The sequence below is a fragment of the Vibrio ulleungensis genome (assembly GCF_016900875.1).
In the GTDB taxonomy this organism is placed as follows: domain Bacteria; phylum Pseudomonadota; class Gammaproteobacteria; order Enterobacterales; family Vibrionaceae; genus Vibrio; species Vibrio ulleungensis.
In genome coordinates this window covers 46,618-69,711 of record NZ_JAFEUM010000004.1, presented here as the reverse complement: position 1 = coordinate 69,711, position 23,094 = coordinate 46,618, and the positions used below count along the sequence as shown (strand labels likewise).

Here is a 23,094-nt window from a genome sequence, read left to right as displayed (position 1 = left end):
ATTTCAAACTAATCGTTTTTACTTTTTAAATCAAGTGCAGCTCAATTGAACAATGGGCCACTAGTTTAATGTGATTAGCCATTTGTCCAACTAATACGAGGTGATGATATTAGGTGAGCTTCTGCTCGCAATATTCAATAAAGCGGCTAACTTTAATTGGGATATAAGTAGAGGCATGGTACTGGGCGTAAACCGAGCCAAAATAGCGGCTTTCCAGAGACCACTCAGGTAACACTTGATTTACCGCTCCAGCATCCAAATGAGCGCTTACTACGAAGTCATGAAATATCCCAATCCCTAAACCGCCAAGCACGGCATTTAAGCGCAATTGCGACTGGTTAGCCGCAAAGCGTCCATGCACCACCACTTTTTCAGTTTGATTGTTCTTTCTAAATGTCCAACTCGCAGTATCTTCTCGCTCTGCGATGAACAAACAATCGTGATGTGCTAGTTCGCTTGGCGTCTTGGGGATCCCTTTTGACGCTAAATAGTCGGAGCTGGCCACAAGCACCAGCTTTGTGTCACCAAAGTTTTTACCGACAAGTTCAGGGCTTGGCGTATCGGTAAGCTTAAACGCGATATCGACCCCTTTTTGGTTGAGATCATAGTCGCCATCGATAGCAAGAATCTTAATATTTACACCTGGATGCTCAGCTAAAAACTCTACCACTATGGGCTGCAAAACCGAATGCAAATAAGCCTCGGGTGCCGAGATCGTCAAAGTGCCTTCTACACGATTTTGATACTGTTCCGCCACCACAAAAGCTTGTTGGGCTGCGATTAACATTTGTTGAGCCTGTAGCACCACCTCCTCGCCAATTGGCGTAATGGCCAGCTTTCGGGTGCTGCGCACAAACAGTTGAGCTTGAAGCGCTCGTTCAAGCCGTTTCACCAGCTTACTTAACGCAGATGGCGTCACTTGTAACTGTTTTGCTGCCTCGGTAAAACTCTTCTCTTTTGCGACTACAATAAAAGCAGCTAAATCGGGAAGATGAGTCATAAGCTGTTCGGTTTTCATTATTTGTGCCTCAGATTCACTAATGTTATTCCCATGCAGGGAATACTAATCGTAATGGGGATAAATTAGAATAGAAACATCAGAAAGGCGGACGGTTTATCGCTTCTCACCCTCAACATTAATGAAAGAAGGACGCACTATGTCTTCGACGTTTTACACTCAAATCCAGCAGCAACTCGACGAAGTTAAAGCTGAAGGTCTCTACAAATCTGAGCGCGTGATCACCTCTCAACAACAAGCGCAAGTGGCCATTTCAACGGGCGAAGAAGTGCTAAATTTCTGTGCCAATAACTACCTAGGCTTAGCGAATCACCCTGACTTAGTCGCTGCGGGTAAGCAGGGCATGGATGAGCACGGTTTTGGCATGGCGTCAGTTCGCTTTATTTGCGGTACGCAAGATATCCACAAAACGCTAGAAGCTAACCTATCGGCGTTTTTGGGCAAAGAAGACACCATCTTATACACCTCGTGCTTTGACGCTAATACTGGTTTGTTTGAAACTATCTTAGGCAAAGAAGATGCAATCATCTCCGATGCACTTAACCACGCCTCAATCATCGACGGTGTGCGTCTGTGTAAAGCTATGCGCTACCGCTATGCTAACAATGATATGGCGGAACTAGAGAAGCAGTTGATTGCCGCAAATGAAGCGGGTGCTCGCCACAAGCTGATCGTGACCGACGGTGTGTTCTCGATGGACGGCGTAGTAGCAAACCTTCCTGCCATTTGTGATTTAGCCGATAAATACGATGCGCTCGTGATGGTCGATGACTCTCACGCCGTTGGCTTTATGGGATCAACAGGCGCAGGTACACCTGAGTACCACAATGTGGTTGATCGCATAGACATTATTACCGGAACACTAGGCAAAGCGTTAGGCGGTGCATCAGGCGGTTACACCTCGGGCAAAAAAGAAGTGATTGACTGGTTGCGTCAGCGCTCTCGCCCATACTTGTTCTCGAACTCAGTCGCACCTGCGATTGTGAACGCGTCGATTCGCGTATTAGAGCTACTAAAGCAAAGCGGCGAGCTGCGCGACCATTTATGGGATAACGCGGCGCACTTCCGCGCTCGTATGTCGCAAGCTGGTTTTACCTTAGCCGGTGCTGACCATGCCATTATTCCAATCATGCTTGGTGACGCCAAAGTAGCAGCCGAATTTGCCGAACGTTCACTGGCAAAAGGTATCTACGTTACTGGTTTCTCATTCCCAGTTGTACCAAAAGGACAGGCTCGTATCCGCACCCAGATGTCAGCGGCGCATTCGCGTGAGCAATTGGACAAAGCGATTGATGCATTCATTGAAGTCGGCCGTGATATGGAGCTTATCAAATGAAGATCAAAGCACTGTCAAAACTAAAAGCAGAGCCTGGTATTTGGATGACAGAGGTAGATAAACCTCAACTTGGCCATAACGACCTGCTAATCAAAATTAAAAAGACCGCCATTTGCGGCACAGACGTGCACATCTACAACTGGGACGAATGGTCTCAAAATACCATTCCAGTTCCTATGGTAGTAGGGCACGAATACGTTGGTGAAGTGGTTGGGATAGGCCAAGAAGTACGCGGCTTTTCGTTGGGCGACCGAGTGTCTGGTGAAGGACACATCACCTGTGGACATTGCCGAAACTGTCGCGGCGGACGCACTCACTTGTGCCGCAATACCGTTGGCGTAGGCGTCAATCGCGAAGGCGCGTTTGCAGAGTACTTAGTGATCCCTGCGTTTAACGCATTTAAGATCCCAGATGGCATTTCTGACGATTTGGCGTCCATTTTTGACCCATTTGGTAATGCTGTGCACACAGCGTTGTCGTTTGATTTGGTGGGTGAAGACGTCCTAATTACAGGCGCAGGCCCAATTGGTATTATGGCCGCCGCAGTCGCAAAACACGTAGGCGCGCGCCACGTTGTGATCACCGACGTAAATGAATACCGCCTCGACCTTGCTCGCAAGATGGGCGTAACAAGAGCTGTCAACGTAGCCACCGAAAGCTTAGATGACGTGATGAAAGAACTCGGCATGACCGAAGGCTTTGACGTTGGCTTGGAAATGTCAGGCGTTCAAGCTGCATTTAGCTCAATGCTAGCAACCATGAACCACGGTGGCCGTATCGCGCTATTGGGTATTCCACCGTCAGATATGGGCATTGACTGGAACCAAGTGATTTTCAAAGGACTGATCATCAAAGGAATTTACGGTCGAGAAATGTTCGAGACTTGGTATAAAATGGCGAGCCTGATCCAATCTGGCCTAGATTTGACGCCAATTATCACTCATCACTACAAGATTGATGACTTCCAAAAAGGCTTTGACGTCATGCGTAGCGGGGCTTCCGGGAAAGTTATCCTTGATTGGGAGTAATGAGACTTACTTTTTAGTCTATGTAACTTAGCAAACTAACGCCGATTTAATTTCGATGCACATAAGGAAAGCTATGTGCTAATCACTTCTTGTAATCAATGGATCATGATTATTCAGAAGCAACTCATCGAATAGCTAACCGGTTCTCCGAACCCTCCAAGAATGTCGTTTGATGGTACATCAAACGACATAATCTCAGTGAAACTAAAAATTAGCACTATATTGAAATACAACCAAAACAATGACTTCACAGCCACAACCACTCCCACATTTTGTTCTTTGAACTAGGACCGACATTCTCCCATTATTTCAACTGTAGTCGTCAGGGCAAGTCTTGGAACGTCAATGTCATTAAGAGATACAATTCCATTTCCAAAGCACTAGCTTGCTGATTGTGAATGTGTGTTTGCAAAGCACCTTAGGCTTACAAAGGGCTTCGACATGATGTCGAAAAGGCGATAGGTTTTTTACTTAAAAGTCATTGACACCCCATTAAATGCTAATTATTATCACTTGCGTTTACACGATATCGAGATAGTTATGTACGTATGTATTTGCAAAGGCATTACAGATAAGCAAATTAAACAAATGGTGATAGAGCAAGGCGCTGGTTCGATACGCGAATTGAAGCAAAAACTCGACATCGCCTCGCAATGTGGTACCTGTGTAAAGCTAACTCAACAAATAATTGATCAAACTATTGTGGACGAAAGCTTGTTCAAAGATGTTGGTTAAAATCAATTACTAAGTGCTCGATTACCCTCTTAATTAATTCTCATTATCACTTGCTAATACTATGAAGCCATTGGCTTTTTTGCATAATCCATAACCCGCTCTATACTCATTTTATTGTCTTTTACTAGGTAATATTATGAAAATTCAGACTGAGATAGTCGTAACTTTAAACAAAGTTTTGACCTCAGAGTTAACCTCGATTAACCAATTTTTTCTTCACGCGCGTATCTATAAAAACTGGGGATTCTCTCAGTTAAATGATAAGTGCTACAAAAAATCCATCCTCGATATGAAGCAGGCCGATAAGCTCATAGAGCGGATCTTGTTTTTGGAAGGACTGCCTAACCTGCAGCAACTTGGGCAACTATCCATTGGTGAAGAAACCCCTGAGATGCTTGATTGCGACCATCAATTCGAATTGAATCAGCGCAAAGTGCTTCAGCAAGCCATTGCAACTTGTGAACAATTACAAGACTTCGTAAGCCGTGACCTATTAACTCAGATTCTAGACGATGAAGAAGAATACATTGACTGGATCGAAACTCAACACTACCAAATTGAACAAATGGGTCTAGAGAAGTACCTACAAGCTCAGTTATAGGAGTAACAAGGATGAAAGGTAATAAAGAGATCATCAATGGGCTCAACCAATTGCTTGCGTTTGAATTGGCGGCAATGGATCAGTACTTCATTCACGCCAAAATGTATCAAGATTGGGGATTGAATAAACTATTTGAACGTATTGACCATGAGTTTGATGACGAAAAAGGGCATGCCTCTTTGTTGATCGAACGTATGCTGCTTTTGGAAGGCACGCCTGATATGAAAACAAGGGAAGAGGTTGTTATTGGAAAGACCGTCCCCGAAATGCTCCAAAGCGATCTAAATGTTGAGCTTGCCGTGGATGCTAAACTCAAAAGTGTCATGGCGCTGTGTGAGAAAGAACAAGATTATGTCTCCAGAGATATATTGCAAACACTGATTAATGATACCGAATCCGATCATGCTTATTGGCTTGGACAACAATTGGGTTTGATTGATAAAATTGGTTTGAGTAATTATTTACAATCTCAAATGTAGTTGAGTTTTCTATTTTTTCATCGATACACATTAGTGACTTACAGAAGACCTCTCTAGTTGATAGAGAGGTCTTTTAACATCATTTGCAGCGAGACTCTTAACTATCTACGCGCCAACTATCGGCGCATCGAGTCGTTAGATTAATGGTATTTTGTTATCAGTGACGACACCTTTGAATGAGTCATTTAAGTATTTGACGTTGGTGTAACCATTTTTTGTGAGTAGGGTATAACCCAGTGAGGCTCTTGCGCCAGCGGCGCAATGCAGTATCACTAGTTGGTCTTTTGGCACTTTGCTTAGCTGCTTGTCTAGGTCGGCTAGCGGAATGTTGATGGAGTTTTCTAGATGGCCAGTTGCGACTTCGTCTGGGTTGCGAACGTCAATGATTGTGGCGTCCCCCGTTTTTGCAGCCGTTACAAATACCTGCTCTTCTACTGCGCCTGGCAGTAGTTTTTTCTCGTAGACCAATGTGGTGGCCAGTCCGTCTGTCGATGTTGGACGTTTGGTGATAGACCATTTTTCAAATCCGCCATTTAGGATAGAGACATTACTGTATTTCCAAAATGATAAGATTTCGTAGGCTTCAATGGCCTCGTCTGCGTCGTTAGTATCAGCGATGATGGTGATCGGCGCTTTTTTGTCGCGAAGGCCTAACAGCAAGCGTTTTGACACTTCAAACTTTTCGCTGTTCCAGATCTCGTGCTGATCAGCCAGTTGTTTCACCGGCATGTGGACTGCACCTTGAACGCTTGCAGTGGGATTTTCACGCACATCTAAGATAACGTGGTGAATGTCTAGGTTGCTTTCAAGCCAAGCTTGATTGACATGGGTTGGGTAGACGTCGCTTTTCCATGCAGGGTAGCCTTCAACGTACGCTTTAACATTGGTATAGCCTTCAGCGGTAGCTATTTTGAGTGCTTTGGGGCCTAGAGGGCAGGTCACTCCACCACAATAGAACACAACTAATGTATCTTTGTCTTTTGGTAGCCACTGTAAGTTGGCAGCCAATTTGTCGGCAGGCGTTGCAATAGATGTGGGGATATGGCCTACGTCATATACCGAGGTTGGTCGAGCATCACCAATAAACACTGTTTCGCCGTCATCGAGTAAATCGGCCAAGGTGTCAGTATCTATGATTTGCTCATCTGGCAGTTTTACTAGCACACGTTTGATTTGGGTGGCGACGTTGTCTTGGTTGAGGATGGCCTTAAACTTAGTATTGACCGTTAGATCTTTAAACGAACTGGCTTCGAGTAAGGTCGTTTCATCACTGTACTTGAGTACTTGAACCTCTTTAGTTGCGGGGTTCAGGTACTGAATCACTTTGGATGAATAAACGATAGATTGGATCTTACCGGTGATTTCTTCCGCGGCATTACTGACCATAGAAACGGTCAGTAGTGACGCTGACAGCAACACACCGATGGTGCGATTGAGAGTTAACATAGTGATCTTCCTTGTGTTACTAAATGTGGCGCTATTACTTAGTCACAGGCGGCCAACTCACCACTGTCTGCGGCGTATTTCATGGCAAAGTCTGCTACATCTGGCGCTATTTCCTGGAATTGTTCGCTGTTCAAAAATTCTTGGGCTTCAGGGTGTTTGTCACCAAATTTTTTGATAAAACGCTCAGCGTCCTTTTTAAAGAAACGCTTCCACTCAACTTTCAAATACAGGCTCGCAAACTCTTGACCGTTGTACCCAAATAGAGGCCTTAAGTACTCAAGATAGGCCTCTTGGCCTTTTGCGGCATCCGCTTGAGCACCAAACGTGCATAGCGTGAGCGCTATTCCAGCTAGTAGCTTTTTCATAAACCTTTCCTCTTATTTCTTTGTGACTAAACTCATTATTCTTTTCCGGTGATCATCGCTTTCATATGGCTTGTGAGTTTTTTCCCTAGCGTGATCAAATAGAGATGGACAATCAAAAATGCAATTACGCTGTACGCACAAAAGGTATGCAAAATCGCAATAAACTCGACGCTGCTTAGTATGCCGTTCGCTCTAAGCTCGGGATAAAAGAACAGCGCGAGTCCGGATAAAATTTGTAATGGTACTAATCCAAACAGCACCAATATGTAGGCGAGACGCTGCAAAGGGTTGAATTTGTCATCTGGTGTCATTTCGTGCGGGTGAGGGTCGCCTTTAAAAATGCCAAACAGATAGAACTGAATAATGGAATCGACACCTTGGCGCTTAGGAATAAATTGTCGCCATGCATCTGTAGTAAAGATCCAAGTAAAAATCATTACCACCAGTGCGCCCCATATAAATCCTGCCCAGTGATGGAGCGAAGAAGACTCGCCCCAACCAAACAGAGTTATGGAGCCGTGCAGTTCAAGACCTGTTACGATAAGCAGCAACACCAACAGTGCTTGCAGCCAATGCCATAAGCGTTCAAAGCGTTTAAAAAGTACGGCTGATTTACTCATGAAGTTCCCCTTATAGCCCTATATCGTTGCGCGCTTTTTTACGGCGTGAAATGGTCACCAAGCGAAGCAAAATATGGATAGCAATACCAAAAAGGCCGCCGCCAATAGCGAGCACACCAAACCACTCCACAAATCCACTTCTATCGCGTCCAACGAGGTAGAAATCATTTAGTCCTTCAAGACGACTTTGCTGGCTATGGCATTGTGAACAGTCAACCGAGTCTTCAGCCGGTGCAACCATGTGTTTGATGGGCCAATACCCTAGGGTTTCGACAAAGTCATAGTGACCACTAAAGTCCACTTGGTTTAACTCAGCACCCGCTTGCAATGCTTTTGGCCAATCAAACTCAGTCCAAAATGCACCGCTTCCTTGTCGGCCATACAGTTTGATTGGGAGCATGGTGTTGTTCTCGGTATCGAACGGCTGTTTACCCTGATGGATCTTGAATGGCCATATACGCGCATCAGGATCGTTGTAATCTCCGCTCGGAGGATTGATTGAGATAGGGGCTTTTGTTGGGTCAAAGGTATCTTGGAAGGTCATTTGCTTGAGTTCACCTTTGTACCAGCGATACTCTGGTACAACATTTTTACCCCAAGTAAATGTGCCTTTTTTGCTGACATATGCATGATGCTCTACGCCATCAAACACCTCATCAATGACATAAGGCTTACCATCTTTTAAATCGCCCGCAGTTGACCAGTCCCAAGACAGCTTGGTTAAGTATGGGCCGCGGGCCATTTCAGGTACGTGACAGGATGTACAAGCGACTTTTGCGGTGTGATTGTCGATAGCTCGAGTATTATGTGGCGTGGGGCTATGACAGCTTTCGCATGAAACGTTGTTACCGATACGTTCTTCATGGCCCATATCCAGTTCGTGATCGATAAATGCTGCACGATCGTTATAACGTCCTGAAATTCGATGGTCATTGGTGGTATGGCAGTCCTGACACGCAAAGTCGAGCTTGTCTGGACTCATGTGTACATCGAGTTCAAAACTAGGATCAATCAAAGATAAATCGGTATCACCATGTTTTACGCCATTACCACCTCCACCAAGAGCGTGACAGGCTAAGCAGTTGTCTCTATCTGGGCTGCCAACATTTTGTGCGACAAAAGCTAGATCGACCGCTTTCTGAACTGTGCCGCCAATGACGGTATCTTCGTAGTACGGGTGACCAGACGATGCTGCCGATTTTTTGTACGTGCCTGTGGTGTCGTGGCAAACCAAGCAGTCGACGTTTTCTTCTGCGTCAAACTCAAAGTCGTCGTTTCGCCAGCCATAACCAGTATGACATTGAGTACAACTTTGATTCCCTTTGGCTGAAACACAGTAGTTGTTAAAGGCATTTTCACCTTTACCTACCATCTTATCGTCGACTTCTTTGGCCCAGTTCCAATGGAAAGTCTCATGCATTTGTTTTGAGGCTTCGGTATGGCATTCGAGACAAGCTTCGGTGACATCAGGGGCGTAATCGAACTCTTGATTCAGAGAGTCAAACATCGCGTGATTGGCGGTGCTCGCGATGGTTTGCACATGTTCGCTGACTGGTTTTTCACTCGTCGAACTGTCGCTTGCAACTACATTGAAAGTGCACAACGAACTTAGGCCAAGTATCAAAAACACTAATCTATCCATAAAGCGTACCTACTAAAGATTTTTCCATTATCAATTTGAGGCAGTGTTGCCGCGACATGTGCGTTTTACTTATTCATTGCTCAGGCAAACAATGCATGCTTTCTCTATAACTTCGTATTTAAGCATTTGCTAATGTAACTATAGGCTCATTAAATATTGATGATAAGAGCGGATTTTAGCTGACGTTTGATTCATTGATTCACATCAAGAATACCTCTAAAGAGTTAGTGACTGCGATTGCAAAATCGGTGATTTTTTGTCCATAAAAAACAGTGGAAGCCGCGATTCAAATCTGATTTCTGATAGAGCATTGACCTATTTTGCTCTTTTATTGAGCAGGCGTTATCGTACAGAGATACGCTGTCGTTCTCTGAGTAATCTATGCATTGTCTTTGGGAAAACCTAAATGGGTAGATAAGCAAACCAATCATAGATAGCGTGGGTTGGGTTTGACTGACGTTGCGCGCGAGAATATAAACTCACTGGATAAGGGCATGAGATTTATCCTGTACTGGATTAGCCTTCCATTTATTCGGCTTAACTGAGCAACAGAGTGAAATCCATTAGGAAAAACCATCAAATTGGTTCACAATTGGCTTTTTCTACGTCATCTTGCGCAATGTTTAATCTCTGGCAACATCTTCAGCACATAAAACACTACTACTATGTCTCTACACCGGGGCCAGACTCTGTTATGGGTTGGAAAGGTTCGGGAGAAGGGGACGTAACAACAAGTTCTCCTAGTGCACTAGATAATAGTGCGGGTGAAAAGCTTTATTTTCATGAGTCGGGGACCTTTGTGTTGGCCGCAAATCAATATCGCCTCGACACCAACAATGAGTTCATTTGGCAGCGTATCGATGATGGGCGGATCCGTCTATTTCACAGTCGTTTCGGCAGGGATAATCAAGTCGAGCTGTTTGATCTTATTCCGCAACCTTCAACAAATCAGTGGGTGAGTGAAGTCTCTCATCTATGCGGTGATGACTTATATAGCGGCTCAGTATCGCTCGTTGAGGGCCAGCTTGAATTTATCTGGCAAATCACCGGTCCGCGTAAGGACGAACATCTACATTATATTTACAAGGAGTAAATGGATTTTGGGTTATTTAATTTTTACCACCTTACTTTGGTCGCTTTCTTTTAGTTTGATTGGAGTCTATTTGGCGGGTCAGGTGGACTCTTATGTGTCGGTATTGGTGCGTGTCGCTCTTGCCGCGTTGGTGTTTTTACCCTTTTTACGGCCTTCACGCTTAAGCCGCAGTGAGATTACGCAGTTGCTGGTGATTGGGGGTGTACAGTTAGGTTTGATGTACATTTTTTATTATCAGTCGTTTTTACTGCTTACGGTTCCCGAAGTGCTGGTGTTTACGGTGTTTACACCAATTTACGTGACGTTAATTAACGATGCGTTGAATCGACAGTTTAACCCTTGGTATTTACTCAGTGCACTGATCGCCGTGTTTGGGGCGTTAGTGATCCGCTATGACAGCCTTAGCCAAGACTTCTTATTAGGCTTTTTAGTCGTTCAGTGTTCTAACCTTTGCTTTGCCTTTGGACAGGTTGCTTACAAGCACTTTAAAGAATCGAGACCCAACGTAAATCAGCGTGATATCTTTGGCTGGTTTTATATTGGCGCCATGATCGTTGCGACTATCGCGTGGATGATTTGGGGCAAAGCTGAACTGCCTACAGGCTCGGTGCAAATTGGAGTATTGTTGTGGTTGGGTATTGTGGCTTCTGGGCTTGGGTATTTCTTATGGAATCGAGGTGCAAGCCAAGTAGATGCTGGGTATTTAGCTATTATGAATAACGCTCTGATCCCTGCTGGCTTGATTGTGAATGTCGCTATTTGGAATCGCGAAGAAGATCTGCTTCGACTGAGTATTGGTGGTGTGATTATATTGCTGGCTCTTGTGGTACACGCAAAAGTTAAGCAAAGGTCCTCTCAACAAGCTATAGCTTAATGGCGGCTTACGTTCAGCGGTTACGCTAGTGGCCGCCACTATGCCTGTAATGGACTCTATCTATAACGCATTATGCCTGTAACTCAACAGTGAGATACAGGCTTATTTGATGCTCTCGATAGAGGTATATCTTAGTTACACATCATTAGCAGTGATTGCCTCAACTGCCTCTTCGTCTTTTCGATAAGAATATGTGTCCTCAAATCGAGAGAGTATCCAGTCGCCCGCGGTAATGAGTGGATACCCACCGAGCCCTTGGGTTTCTTCTAAACATGAGTTTAAGGTAGTGACGGGTGTGTCAAAGTCCGGCTCAACAAAAAACGGCATTGAGAATCGGCTAGCTCCTGATGTAGGACTGGTTACCCTGTGCTTTGTTGAGCGATAGAGATCGTTGGTCCACCGCTGCATTAAATCGCCGATGTTCACCACAAAACTTCCAGCAACGGGCGGCGCGTCCATCCATTCATCTTGTTTATTGAGTACTTGTAAGCCCCCACTGTTGTCTTGGTACAATAAGGTAATGCAGCCGTAGTCGCTATGAGCGCCAGCACCATTGGTCGTGACGGTTTGACTGGGGTAGTGGAGCATACGCAACACCGATACTGGTAGATTAAAATGACGCGTAAAGCGATCTTCAGGCTCATTCAGCGCCAAAGCCATTGCCTTTAGCAATCTAAGTCCAACATCTAATGTCAGTGAGTAATGCTGGTTCACCGCTTGTGTAAAACCCGAAATATCGGGGTATTGATTAGGGCCGTATAACTGTGGGCAGCGAGTAACCTGCGAGTGAAAAGGGGAAAGGTCCAATGCCATGTCGAACGATTCTTTGCAGTCAAGCTCACCAGCTGGATCAAGTTTTTCTGCGCTAAGGCGCCCCCAACCACGGTGATTATTACTTAATTCTATGGAGATAGCCTGCTTGTCTTTCATTGGCAAGTTAAACAGTGAACTGGCCATTGACTCAATATGGTCAAATTGCTGCTGCGGAATTCCGTGCCCTGTGACATAGAAAAACCCGAGCTCACGACAAGCATTGTCAATCTGCTCTATAACAGGCTGCCACTGTGTACGATCATTAGACGATAATGGGGTGATATCAATAATTGGTAGAGACATTGCAGTTCCTTCGTATCTTTACCAACAGTAAAGACGCTCTTCTGTAGCGCGTGTACTGTTGGTTTTAGTTGGTGATTGTGTATTGATGGTGCTCAAGATGAAGCATTCTATTGTCTAGGTGCCGGTGTTCTAACAATGCTAAAAATTGGCCGATAGTCGATATCGTAAATATTCTGCCGCTGTCATAGAGTCATACTTATCGAGAGCACTTTCTATGAGCTGATCTTTATTTGCCTGACAGAAAAAGGCCATGCTGTAGCGTGCGGGATGTGCGCCTATATGCTGAGGCATAATGACTCTGTGTAGCGTGGACTTTAGCTTGTCATCGCTCCAGCGCATTAGCATGTCTCCGATGTTGCAGGTGATTACGTCATTGTACGCAGGCACCTCTGTCCAGCTTTGTTTGTGGTGAGCGTCTTTACCTGGGCAGACCTGGAGACCATCTTGACCAGTGCGCTGAAACACCATAGTCAGACAATCAAAGTCCGAGTGAGCACCTGCGCGCCAAATGCCCGCTTGTGGTATGTAGCTTTTGTCTAAGGGTAAGTAGTGCAAAAGGCGCAAGGTCGATTGATATTGGCCGGATGCTCTATCATGCGCATCGGTGAAAAAGTCACTAGGTTTGCCTAACTTCTCCGCAAAGCAAGAGAGAATGGCCATACCTAATTGCCAAGCCCGATGCTCCATTTCTAACAGTTGCTCTTTAAAATCAGGGAGCTGCTGTTGGCTTGGCCATAAGCCTTCCATTTTAGGAAGCGTTATTTGGTAAGATTCTTTTTGATCAGCCGTGCCAGTGGATGGACGAACTTGGTTTTTATACTCCCACCCCGCGTTTTGCCCATCGAGAAGCGAAAATTTTGCTTTCTCTTCTTTCGTTAAAGAAAAAAGCCGCTCCGAGTGTGCAAAAGACTCATCAATTAACGCCATTGGAATTGGGTGGTTGCGAATTTGAAAAAAGCCCACCTGTGTGGCCGCATCCCACAGCGCCTCTTTTATTTCTTCGCGTCTATCTTCAAAGTCTGAAAAGTCGATGACTGGAATTGCGCGGCTGTTGTCCAGTACGCCAGTTTGACCTAGCGTACTTTCTAAGTTGAGTTCGTCGAGTTGGTATGTCATAGGGTCTCCAATTACGGTTGGGTAATGGAGCAATGCCAATCGTTTCGATTTGCCGCTTCTACTCCTGTTAAGTGATTTAGGTTATCGGTTCAAACTCCAACTAAAGAAGGTCTTTTGAATGAGTTTGATGCTGTGAAATAACGACAGGCTGATCACCGACAAGACAAACAGTGACGCAAATGCCTGCGGGATCTTGAAGTATGAGGTCGAAAACTGAATAAAGTAGCCCAACCCCTCTTCGGCAGCGACAAACTCGGCGATCACCGCGCCAATTATAGCCAGTGTGATGGCGACTTTAAGGCCGCTGAAAATGTAGGGAATGGCATAGGGCAGTCTTATTTGCCAGATCTCGCGACTGGGTTTCGCCCTGAGTGACTGTGATAATTCGATCAATTCCTTGGGTGTGGCTTGCATTCCGGTCGTTGCCGCAACAACCAGCGGGAAAAAAGTAATTAAAAAGGTGATGGCTAAACGCGGTGCATCGCCAGTACCAAGGATCACAATGAGAAGCGGCGCAATTGCGACCACGGGCGTTGACTGGATCACCACTAATGCCGGGTAGATCGTTTTATTTAGGTATTCAGAACGGATCATCGCGATGGCAATAGGAATGCTGACTACCACCGATACAATGAATCCAACAATAGCGATGTAAAGCGTAGCCCATAGATGCTTGAGCCATCGGCTTGCATCGACGGTGAAAAACGCCTCAATGATGTCTGATGGAGCAGGTAGTATATACGGTGGGATATTTGCCACTACACATACTAATTCCCAAAGCGGGATGATCATAACTAAGGTGAGTATGGGTAAGAATCGTTTGAACGATAGAATCATAGTTGTTCCTAGGCCACTGTTTTAAGTGCCGCTTTGGTGTCGGTTGCTGCTTTAACAGCCTGCGGCTGATAGATCTGTTTTCTAATGCGAGTGGTGTAGTTTGCAAATGTCGGGTGATGAATGGTCTCGATGGTGCGCGGACGAGGCAGTTCAATTGGGATCTCTTCGATAATAGTGCCTGGCCGCTGACTCATGATCAGCACTTTGTCTGCGAGCAGAACCGCTTCAGAGATGGAGTGCGTAATAAATAGCACGGTTTTGGGTTTCTTTTGCCAAATGCTTTGTAGCTCGAACCCCATTTCCTCACGTGTCAGCGCGTCCAACGCCGAGAAAGGCTCGTCCATGATCAATATGTCGGGATCGAGCAGCAGTGCTCTGGCAATACCGATTCGCTGCTGCATGCCTCCCGATAGTTCGTCCGGCCTTTGAGCCAGAAAGTCCGAAAGTCCGACCATGTCGATGAGCGATTCGGCGAGAGCCTTGTCTTTTGCCGACACATAATTGTATTTGTGCTTAAGTGGAAATAGTACGTTATCGATAATACTCAACCACGGCAGCAAAGTAGGTTTTTGAAAAACGATCCCAATGTCGTCACGCGGCTCAGCAACCGCGTGACCGAAAACCGATACGTTTCCATCTGTAGGCTGTAGTAATCCTGATAACAACCGAAGCAGTGTCGATTTACCACAGCCGGATGGGCCGACGACAGCAATAAACTGATTCTTTTGAATGGTAAAATTGACGTCTTTAAGGGCTTGGACTTCAGCCCCTTTATCAGTGACGTATGTGTGTGACACGTCGCGTAACTCTACAAAGGTGCTCATTATTTTGCCTCCGGCAAAAAGTCTCTGTTGAGTGCCAATTCTGGATCGAAACTTGTTGCCTCAATGCCCTGTGCCGCGGAGGTCCATTTCCAGGTGAGTGCTAAGTGATTTTTATCAAACTGACCAACACTGCTCGCCTCGCTTACTGGGTTGTACACCAAGTTGTAAATTGAATTGATGGTGTCGGTAGCCTCTTTCACGTCCACTTCTGGCACGATGCTATTAATTGCTTGTGCGCTCTGCGTTGGGTTAGCCCAGGTATACTCAATGGCTTCTGCAAAGGCTTGAATAAAGCGTTTCGCAACCTCTGGTCGCTCAGCCAAGAATTTATCGCTAGCGATCAGTGACGTGGCGTACTGTTCGAGCCCAGCTTCGTGCCATGGCATGACTTTTAAGGTTTTCCCTGCTTGTTTTGCTTGTCCTTTTAGACGCTCGGTACTGGTTACCCATGAAATCAACACATCGGTATTCTCGGTGGCTAGCATAGGGCCGAGTGCACCAGGATCCGCTTTGGTCAGTGTGATGTCGTCTTGTGAAAAGCCATTTTGTTCGAGAACAAGTGGAAGGTATAGGTTGGAAGAAGTGAACGGTGATGTTGCTACCCGCTTACCTTTGATTTCACTTATGGAGTTGATTTCGCCATTGTCGACCACAAAAAACGCGTGTGGCGCTTGGCTGAAAATCGAGTATACAGCAGATACCGGTACATCATCTGATGCCTTAGCAACCATCAGCGCAGAAATGTCAGCAATACCCACGTCAGAGATGCCGGTTGCCAATTTAGTGATTGCTTCAGTTGAGCCTCTTCCCTGATTAATGGTGACTTCTAGGTCGTATTTTTCAAAAATGCCTGTGGTAATTCCTACATAGACTGGGGCTTTATCCCCTCCAGGCAGCCAATCGAGTTGAAAGTTTACTTTGTCAGCGGCAATTGACGAGAAGCTGCAAGTGATTAGAAGCAGAGTTGAGTGAAGTCTTTTAAGCATAATGGAGTTCCTTTCCTATCCGATTACGGTTTGGAAAAGCGTCTTTAAGTGAGCAAAAATGAGCCATACGCTACTGAGACACCTTTCCGGATGTAACGAGCAATGTCTCTATCTCTATCTGACTTACGCTGTGTTCAGATAGGACAAACGCTTCTACTCTTTTAACTGATTGTTGTTAGTGTATTGGTGCGCGATTTACCTTTATGACCTCACGATGAGGATGGTTTACTGTGTAGTTTTGCAAGTCACATGCCAGATATTTTACATTTCGTTTTCATTTCAATAACCATAAGTATTGCCCGGGTTAACTGGCATTAACGCCACGGTTTCACGCTAGTCACATTTGTGTCTCGATAGTGCATTTCAATAGAATCTGTGCACTCTGCTGGTGCGAAAAGCCTCTCCAAAAGCGAATCCGATGGTACATTTAACGGTGATGAGTAGACCGCCCGTGAACGCAAACCATTTGGCTTGATCCTTGCTCTAATCCAAAGAACACAGACATTTAGGAGTAGAAGCGGTCAGGGATTCCCCGGGACATTGCTCTTTAGCCAAAGGAGCACTTAATGAGTTATCTCATCAAAAATTCATACGCCACCGTGGGTCCACATAACACCAGACAAGGCGACATCCGCATATCAAACGGCGTAATTAGCGAAATAGGCACAAACCTCGAGGCGAAAGGCGAGCAAATCGTAGACGCTAAGGGATGTGTGATTTATCCCGGATTTGTAAACACGCATCACCATTTGGCGCAATCAATATTGAAAGGCGTTCCCGCGGGACTTAACAAAGGGCTAGGTGAGTGGTTAGCTGCGGTCCCATATCGGTTTTGGCCAAAAATCCCACCAAAACTGATGTACCTTGCAGCCAAGCTTGGGATCTACGAACTGCAACGCTCTGGCGCTACCACCTGCGCGGATCATCATTATCTGTATCATCAGTCGACCAGTTACGAAATGGAGCAAGCGGTTTGGCAAGCGGCAGAAGAGATGGGTATGCGCTTTGTTTTGTGTCGTGGCAGTGCAACGCGTATAGGCAGTCATAAAGGCATGAAAAGCATGCAACTTGAGCCTGAAACTCCCGAATTAGTCATGCGTCGTATGGAGCAAAGCCTTCAGTTTCACGATAACAATCCACTGTCGATGAGCCGCTTGTGCATGGCGCCAACCAGTCTCATTCATTCCTGTGAACCGGCGCATCTCAAAGAGTTTGCGCAATTTGCACGGCAGCATCAGCTCAAAATGCATTCGCATTTGCTCGAAGTTCAATACGACGAGCAACAAGCGCAGAGCCAATACGCAATGAGTGCCGTTGAATACGCGCAAAGCTGTGATTGGCTTGGCGCCGATGTGTGGTTCGCCCATTTGGTGAAAACCGATCAACAATCGCGAGAGTTGCTTGCTGGCACCGGTACTGGAATAGCGCATTGTCCAACATCAAATTGCCGTTTGGGCAGCGGTATAGCCGCAGCCGTCGAGATGCAAGCTCTGGGAATGCCAGTGACCATAGGGGTTGATGGCTCGGCGTCATCAGAGTCAGGTTCGATGCTCCAAGAGCTAAATCTAGCTTGGTTACTGCAACGTGCACAAAATGGTGCCGATTCATTGCAGCCACAACAAGTACTGCAATGGGCGAGCCAAAATGGCGCAGAGTTGCTCAGGTTCAAAAGCGGGCAGATTGAAGTAGGCTTTGCGGCTGATCTTGTGGCTTATCGCATCGACTCTCCTCGAATGGCAACGGTACACTCTCTCGAGCTTGCTCCATTGCTGTGTGGTGAGCCAGCAGACATTGAATACAGTTTCATTAATGGGCGAATGGTGATCGACAATCAGCGAAGTACAGTGGTCGATGTTGATGAGCTGATGTCACAAATACACCACGAGATGACGGCGTTTATGCGTACCGTTTTGTGATTGTGAACACCGCAATACGACCATAAGAATTACACTTAAACTTAACAAGTTCTGGCATGATCGGTTAATCACTACGTCGAATTCATTTTCAAATGCTGATTTCTACTTAGTGATAAGCGCTACATGTCGGAAAAAAGCACCCTTAAACTCCACACTTTCTCCACAATTTCTGCAAATTGATTTCCGATACTGTATGCAACAGTAGTAGGACTAGATCTGTCCTTGGTCGCAAGGTTTGAGGTGAGTAGTGGGATTAAAATTAAAGCATGTTGCAATGATGAGTGGACTGGCCGTCGCAATCGCAAGTGGGGTTACGTTCTATTCTCCTGCCAGCGAGTCTAGCGAAACCAACTACACAACCGATCGAGTGCAGCGTGGTGACATTGAAAATGTAGTGCTAGCGGACGGTGTGGTTTATCCGTCAAAGATCGTTAACGTGGGTGCTCAGATTTCAGGTCAAATAGAAACCATCGAAGTTTCTTTGGGAGACGAAGTCAAACAAGGCGACCCAGTGGCAACCATTGATAATCTCGCTCAGCAAAATTTCCTAAAAGAAGCTTATGCAGAGCTCAGCGTACTTAATGCTCAATACGAAGCGAAACAAGCGCAGATCGTCGAGGCACAATCTAGCTTCGATCGTTATAAAACCATGTTAAATGACGGCGCAACCTCTAAGTCTCTATATGACTCATCTTTAGCTACGTTACTGGTAAATAAAGCCGAGCTGGACCAATTAAGTGCTCAAAAAGAGAAAGCCCTAATTACCGTCGACAACGCCAAATTGAACCTCTCTTACACAGTTATTGATGCACCGATTGACGGCACAACTATTTATGTGTCGGTGGAAGAGGGGCAAACAGTTAACAACAATCAGGGAACGCCAAGTATTGTTGAGTTAGCCAACCTTGATGTGATGACCATTAAAGCGCAAGTATCTGAGGCCGACATTATCGATGTTATGCCTGGCCAAGAAGTGTATTTCTCCATTCTAGGCTCTAACGAGCATAGTTTCACCGGGACGCTGCGCGCCATCGAGCCTGGACCAACAATATTAACCGGCGACGACATCGATCTTAAAATCGGCAACAGCGACGCCATTTACTATAACGCTTTGTTTGATGTCGAAAACCCAGATCGCATTTTACGTATAGGCATGACCGCCCAAGTATCCATTGTTCTCGATAAGGCAGAGGATGCGTTGTTGGTTCCCTCTCAAGTACTGGTTCAAGACCCACGACGCGCCGATCGCTTTGGGGTTCCAGTATTGCGAGATGGTGAAGTGGTTATGGCTAAGGTTGAAGTCGGCATTAACAATAATGTTTATGCTCAAATATTGTCTGGTCTTGATGAAGGCGATGAAATTGTCCTTGGCAGCTCATCGGTGACCAGCCGATCAAGTGGTGGCATGCAAGGCCAAGGAGCAGGTGGCCCTCCAGGTGGTGGACCTGGCGGCGGTGGTGCTGGTGGCATGAGGTTGTGAGCATGAGCGAACCGTTACTAAAAGTCTCTGGGGTTAATCGAAGCTTTGCTGCTGGCGACCAGCAACTGACTGTACTCGACAATATTGATCTCGAGATCCATCGAGGTGAGATGATCGCCATAATCGGAGCGTCTGGTTCTGGTAAGTCGACGCTCATGAATATTTTGGGATGTTTGGATAAGCCTAGCCAAGGTCATTATTTCGTTAATGGTGCTGACACGTCTAAAATGAAAGACGATGAGTTGGCCGCGCTTCGACGTGAATATTTTGGATTTATCTTTCAACGTTATCATCTGCTGGGGGATCTCTCTGCGGTCGAAAACGCAGAAGTGCCTGCGCTTTACGCTCGTGAAAGCAAGGCCGAACGACAGCAAAAAGCTGAGAAGCTGCTCACGAGGCTCGGGCTTGATGACCGGTTAGATCATAAGCCAAGTCAATTAAGCGGTGGACAGCAGCAGCGAGTCAGTGTGGCTCGAGCACTGATAAACGGTGGTGACATCATCTTGGCTGATGAGCCAACAGGGGCACTAGACAGCCGAAGTGGCGAAGAGATGATGGAGCTGTTGCAAGAACTTCATCGCGACGGCCACACCATCATTTTGGTGACCCACGATCCCAAAGTTGCCGAGTTTGCCGACCGAATCATCGAAATTAAAGATGGTGAAATCCTCGCCGACACCATCACCAATAGTGACCGTAACAAAGACAATATCGATCCGATTACGGGTATCGAACACACCAAAACCAAGCCTAGCCTATTGGATCTATCGCCGCTCAAAGAAGCGTTTAAGATGGCGTTAATTGCGATGTCGAACCATAAGCTACGTACTTTCTTAACCATGCTGGGCATCATCATTGGCATTGCATCGGTGGTGTCTGTCGTGGCTCTAGGTAACGGCTCACAACAAAGCGTGCTAGATAACATATCTTCAATGGGCACCAACACGATTGAGATTAAGCCAGGCACTGGGCGAGGAGATAGACGTGCTGGGCGGGTTCATTCGTTAACCGCAAGTGATGCAGAAGCGATCGGCAATTTACCGTTTGTCGATAGTGTCACACCTACCGTATCGACTAACTTAAATATTCGCTATTCCAATGAAACTGTTAGCGGACAAATTGAAGGCGTTGGCACTGAATACTTTCGCGTTCGAGGCTACTCGCTCGCCAGTGGACAGTATTTTGATCAAGGCAGTGTCGACCGATTAGAGCAAGTGGCGGTGATTGACGACAACACTGCCGAGGAGCTGTTTCCTGATGCCAACCCGTTGGGAGAGGTGATCTTTTTGGGGCGCTTACCGGTTAGGATCATTGGTGTAACGGAAGCGATGGAGTCTTCGTTTGGCAATAGTGATTCACTCAATGTGTGGATCCCTTATACAACGGTTTCAGGACGGATTTTTAGACAAAACTTTGTCAATGACATAACGGTGCGTATCGACGAGCAAGTCTCTAGCAGTGCCGCAGAGCAAGGGATCATAGACCTTCTCACCATGCGACATGGCAAAGTCGACTTTTTTACCATCAATACCGATACCATTCGTCAAAATATCGAAAAAACCTCAGCGACAATGACGCTGCTGATCTCCGCTATCGCGTTTATTTCGCTGGTGGTGGGCGGAATAGGCGTGATGAATATAATGCTGGTGTCAGTGACCGAGCGAACTCGCGAGATTGGGATCCGCATGGCTGTGGGTGCGCGTCAAAGCGATATCATGCGTCAGTTCCTCATTGAAGCAATATTGGTCTGCATATTAGGCGGTACATTAGGCATTGGTTTAGCGCTGTTAATTGGGGAGGTGTTTGACCGTTTCTCGAGCGACTTTACCATGCTGTATTCCACAGATTCGATCATCACAGCACTTGTGTGCTCAAGTATGATCGGCGTGCTATTTGGGTTTATACCCGCTAGAAATGCCGCCCAACTCGAACCTGTCGACGCGCTTTCCCGCGACTAAAAAGCGGGGTCAGAGTCAATTGACTCTGACCCCAATTACTTTTGTTCAATAAACGCTCAAGTTTTACACCATTTATCCGATAACAAGATAATGATCTGTCGATCCAACCTTCTTTTTAGATTGGGGTTGGTTCGACTACTAGTACTTGTTAGGTAGGAAAAAATGGATTTTAGCCGCACGCTCACTTTTAAAGAAAAAACTTATGTCATCGCCGGGCCTTTGGCTGTTTTGACTTTCGTCTACTTCATGCGTTATGGGTATGCTACAGCTGATTTGCTGGTTGGATTAGGCCTTATGGCTGCTGTATTTGTGTTTAATGCGCGTTCATTTCGTTCGGTTTTACCTTATGTGATGTATGGATTTGTAGCCTTACACATTCATCAAGCCTATGGCGATGTCATGATCCACTTTGAAGTGTTTATTCTGCTTGGGTTGATGACGCTTTATAATGATTGGGTGATGGTGCTGCATGCTTTAATTGCTGCAGCGTTGCATCACGTTGGGTTCTATTTCCTACAGCAGTACGGATTGCCTATTTATGCCTACCCACCGGGCAGCAGTTTTACAATGGTTATCGAACACTGCTTGTACGCGATATTTCAAGCCAGCGTCTCTATTTATGGCTCGCTTACCTTAGCCAAAAATATTCGCCATATGGAATACGTGACAAAATCAGTCGACAAACTGGTGCAGGACGACAAATTAGACCTAAACATAGAGCTTAAAACCGGTGATGAGTTTTACATCAGATTCAATAGCCTTATTACCCAATTGCAAAGCATGGTAACCGTGCAAAAACAAGCGATTGTCGGCCTTGAAAACGTCTCTCAAAACCTTGCATCGAATGTGATAACGGTAGATAAAGAAGTTTCCCAAAATGCACTTAATGCTGAAATGGTTGCAACAGCAATAGAAGAGTTAGGGAGCTCATTTGGCAGCATGGCTTCTACCGCTCAAAGCTGTAATGAAAGCACCCAGTTTGCCAGTGATTTGAGTAGCGATGCGCTTAAGAAATCGTCTAACTGCCAGGCGACGTTGGAGTCGCTAAAATCGACGGTTGGCAAAACCCAAGAGAATGTTGAAAACGTTACTAAAGATACAGAGAGTATTCATCAGATCTTGGAGACCATTACCGGTATTTCTGAACAGACGAACTTGTTAGCGTTAAATGCGTCAATTGAAGCTGCACGTGCCGGGGAAGCAGGGCGAGGCTTTGCGGTTGTGGCTGATGAAGTTCGTCAGTTAGCGACTAGAACTAATGCCAGTGTTGAAGAGATCAATCAATCGCTGTCTGTACTGGATCAAAACATCAAGCTGTCGACCAAAAACATCAGTAGCGTGATTGATTACTCTGAAAATGTGTATGGTGCGGTGAGTGACATCATGTCAGTCACCCAGCGGATCTCGAGCAATATCTCTGAGGTAAACAATCAGATGTACCAAGTAGCGACGTCCGTGGATGAGCAGTCTAGTGCACTTAACCAGATCTCAGACACCATGTCGGGCGTGAATAATTCCTCGGCTGTCATTGCACAACAATCTGAGGATCAAAAGGCATCGATCACCGAACTTACTGAGTCGATTGATGAACTCAACTTGGTGAGCCGCCGCTTCGTCGTTTAAG

Annotated in this window: 21 protein-coding genes; 11 read left to right on the top strand and 10 right to left on the bottom strand. The window is 45.9% G+C overall.

The features are described 5' to 3' along the window. Positions 1-109: 109 nt before the first annotated feature. A complete protein-coding gene (locus tag JQC93_RS11180) occupies positions 110-1,018 on the bottom strand; it encodes a LysR family transcriptional regulator (RefSeq protein WP_205158522.1) in 909 nt (302 codons plus the stop codon). Positions 1,019-1,157: 139 nt separating this feature from the next. On the opposite strand from JQC93_RS11180, the gene JQC93_RS11175 reads away from it, so the two are divergent. The 5 genes from JQC93_RS11175 to bfr (JQC93_RS11155) all read left to right on the top strand — a co-directional run bounded on the left by JQC93_RS11175 (position 1,158) and on the right by bfr (JQC93_RS11155) (position 5,197). Continuing rightward, positions 1,158-2,354: a glycine C-acetyltransferase gene (locus JQC93_RS11175; protein ID WP_205158521.1), complete on the top strand. Its 1,197-nt coding sequence runs from the start codon at positions 1,158-1,160 to the stop codon at positions 2,352-2,354. Then, positions 2,351-3,382 carry an L-threonine 3-dehydrogenase gene (gene tdh / locus JQC93_RS11170; protein WP_236009514.1) on the top strand — a complete coding sequence of 344 codons (1,032 nt, stop codon included), beginning with the start codon at positions 2,351-2,353 and terminating at the stop codon, positions 3,380-3,382. The genes JQC93_RS11175 and tdh overlap by 4 nt, the downstream gene beginning before the upstream one ends. A 540-nt stretch (positions 3,383-3,922) precedes the next feature. Then, the gene (locus tag JQC93_RS11165) at positions 3,923-4,117 is read left to right on the top strand and encodes a (2Fe-2S)-binding protein (RefSeq protein ID WP_205158520.1); all 195 of its coding nucleotides are present in this window, start codon (positions 3,923-3,925) and stop codon (positions 4,115-4,117) included. 136 nt (positions 4,118-4,253) lie between these two features. Then, entirely contained in the window at positions 4,254-4,718 is a 465-nt protein-coding gene (gene bfr, locus JQC93_RS11160) for a bacterioferritin (RefSeq protein ID WP_205158519.1), read from the top strand. An 11-nt stretch (positions 4,719-4,729) separates the two neighbouring features. Further along, entirely contained in the window at positions 4,730-5,197 is a 468-nt protein-coding gene (gene bfr, locus JQC93_RS11155; RefSeq protein ID WP_205158518.1) for a bacterioferritin, read from the top strand. 135 nt (positions 5,198-5,332) lie between these two features. Here bfr (JQC93_RS11155) and JQC93_RS11150 read toward each other — a convergent pair whose 3' ends face one another. Genes JQC93_RS11150 through JQC93_RS11135 form a run of 4 tightly spaced genes read right to left on the bottom strand, consistent with a single transcriptional unit; the run spans position 5,333 to position 9,270 of the window. Beyond that, complete coding sequence (locus tag JQC93_RS11150; protein ID WP_205158517.1) at positions 5,333-6,643, bottom strand: rhodanese-like domain-containing protein; 1,311 nt, start codon at positions 6,641-6,643, stop codon at positions 5,333-5,335. 38 nt (positions 6,644-6,681) lie between these two features. Beyond that, the gene (locus JQC93_RS11145; protein WP_205158516.1) at positions 6,682-7,008 is read right to left on the bottom strand and encodes a hypothetical protein; all 327 of its coding nucleotides are present in this window, start codon (positions 7,006-7,008) and stop codon (positions 6,682-6,684) included. Positions 7,009-7,043: 35 nt separating this feature from the next. Beyond that, entirely contained in the window at positions 7,044-7,628 is a 585-nt protein-coding gene (locus JQC93_RS11140; protein WP_205158515.1) for a cytochrome b/b6 domain-containing protein, read from the bottom strand. 10 nt (positions 7,629-7,638) lie between these two features. Next, on the bottom strand, positions 7,639-9,270 hold the full coding sequence (locus tag JQC93_RS11135) for a tetrathionate reductase family octaheme c-type cytochrome (protein ID WP_205158514.1): 1,632 nt from the start codon (positions 9,268-9,270) through the stop codon (positions 7,639-7,641). Positions 9,271-9,823: 553 nt separating this feature from the next. Here JQC93_RS11135 and JQC93_RS11130 point away from each other — a divergent pair. Both JQC93_RS11130 and JQC93_RS11125 read left to right on the top strand, forming a co-directional pair. Then, the gene (locus tag JQC93_RS11130; RefSeq protein WP_328834515.1) at positions 9,824-10,363 is read left to right on the top strand and encodes a DUF6314 family protein; all 540 of its coding nucleotides are present in this window, start codon (positions 9,824-9,826) and stop codon (positions 10,361-10,363) included. 7 nt (positions 10,364-10,370) lie between these two features. Next, positions 10,371-11,237 (top strand): DMT family transporter, encoded by an 867-nt coding sequence (locus JQC93_RS11125; protein ID WP_236009513.1) that lies wholly within the window; start codon positions 10,371-10,373, stop codon positions 11,235-11,237. 135 nt (positions 11,238-11,372) lie between these two features. Here the strand turns inward: JQC93_RS11125 and JQC93_RS11120 are convergent, their stop codons facing one another. From JQC93_RS11120 to JQC93_RS11100, 5 genes are all read right to left on the bottom strand, one after another. Next, positions 11,373-12,353: an isopenicillin N synthase family dioxygenase gene (locus JQC93_RS11120; RefSeq protein WP_205158513.1), complete on the bottom strand. Its 981-nt coding sequence runs from the start codon at positions 12,351-12,353 to the stop codon at positions 11,373-11,375. Between the two features lie 138 nt (positions 12,354-12,491). Continuing rightward, complete coding sequence (locus JQC93_RS11115) at positions 12,492-13,469, bottom strand: isopenicillin N synthase family dioxygenase (RefSeq protein WP_205158512.1); 978 nt, start codon at positions 13,467-13,469, stop codon at positions 12,492-12,494. An 81-nt stretch (positions 13,470-13,550) separates the two neighbouring features. Next, a complete protein-coding gene (locus JQC93_RS11110; RefSeq protein ID WP_205158511.1) occupies positions 13,551-14,306 on the bottom strand; it encodes an ABC transporter permease in 756 nt (251 codons plus the stop codon). 8 nt (positions 14,307-14,314) lie between these two features. Next, complete coding sequence (locus JQC93_RS11105; protein WP_205158510.1) at positions 14,315-15,130, bottom strand: ABC transporter ATP-binding protein; 816 nt, start codon at positions 15,128-15,130, stop codon at positions 14,315-14,317. Continuing rightward, the gene (locus JQC93_RS11100; RefSeq protein WP_205158509.1) at positions 15,130-16,116 is read right to left on the bottom strand and encodes an ABC transporter substrate-binding protein; all 987 of its coding nucleotides are present in this window, start codon (positions 16,114-16,116) and stop codon (positions 15,130-15,132) included. The genes JQC93_RS11105 and JQC93_RS11100 overlap by 1 nt, the downstream gene beginning before the upstream one ends. Before the next feature lie 566 nt (positions 16,117-16,682). Between JQC93_RS11100 and JQC93_RS11095 the strand changes: the two genes are divergently transcribed. The 4 genes from JQC93_RS11095 to JQC93_RS11080 all read left to right on the top strand — a co-directional run bounded on the left by JQC93_RS11095 (position 16,683) and on the right by JQC93_RS11080 (position 23,093). Further along, the gene (locus JQC93_RS11095) at positions 16,683-18,032 is read left to right on the top strand and encodes an amidohydrolase family protein (protein WP_205158508.1); all 1,350 of its coding nucleotides are present in this window, start codon (positions 16,683-16,685) and stop codon (positions 18,030-18,032) included. Between the two features lie 274 nt (positions 18,033-18,306). Then, positions 18,307-19,512: an efflux RND transporter periplasmic adaptor subunit gene (locus JQC93_RS11090; RefSeq protein WP_456243398.1), complete on the top strand. Its 1,206-nt coding sequence runs from the start codon at positions 18,307-18,309 to the stop codon at positions 19,510-19,512. Between the two features lie 2 nt (positions 19,513-19,514). Further along, the gene (locus JQC93_RS11085) at positions 19,515-21,470 is read left to right on the top strand and encodes a MacB family efflux pump subunit (protein WP_205158507.1); all 1,956 of its coding nucleotides are present in this window, start codon (positions 19,515-19,517) and stop codon (positions 21,468-21,470) included. A 162-nt stretch (positions 21,471-21,632) separates the two neighbouring features. Next, a complete protein-coding gene (locus JQC93_RS11080; protein WP_205158506.1) occupies positions 21,633-23,093 on the top strand; it encodes a methyl-accepting chemotaxis protein in 1,461 nt (486 codons plus the stop codon). Position 23,094: the final 1 nt, after the last annotated feature.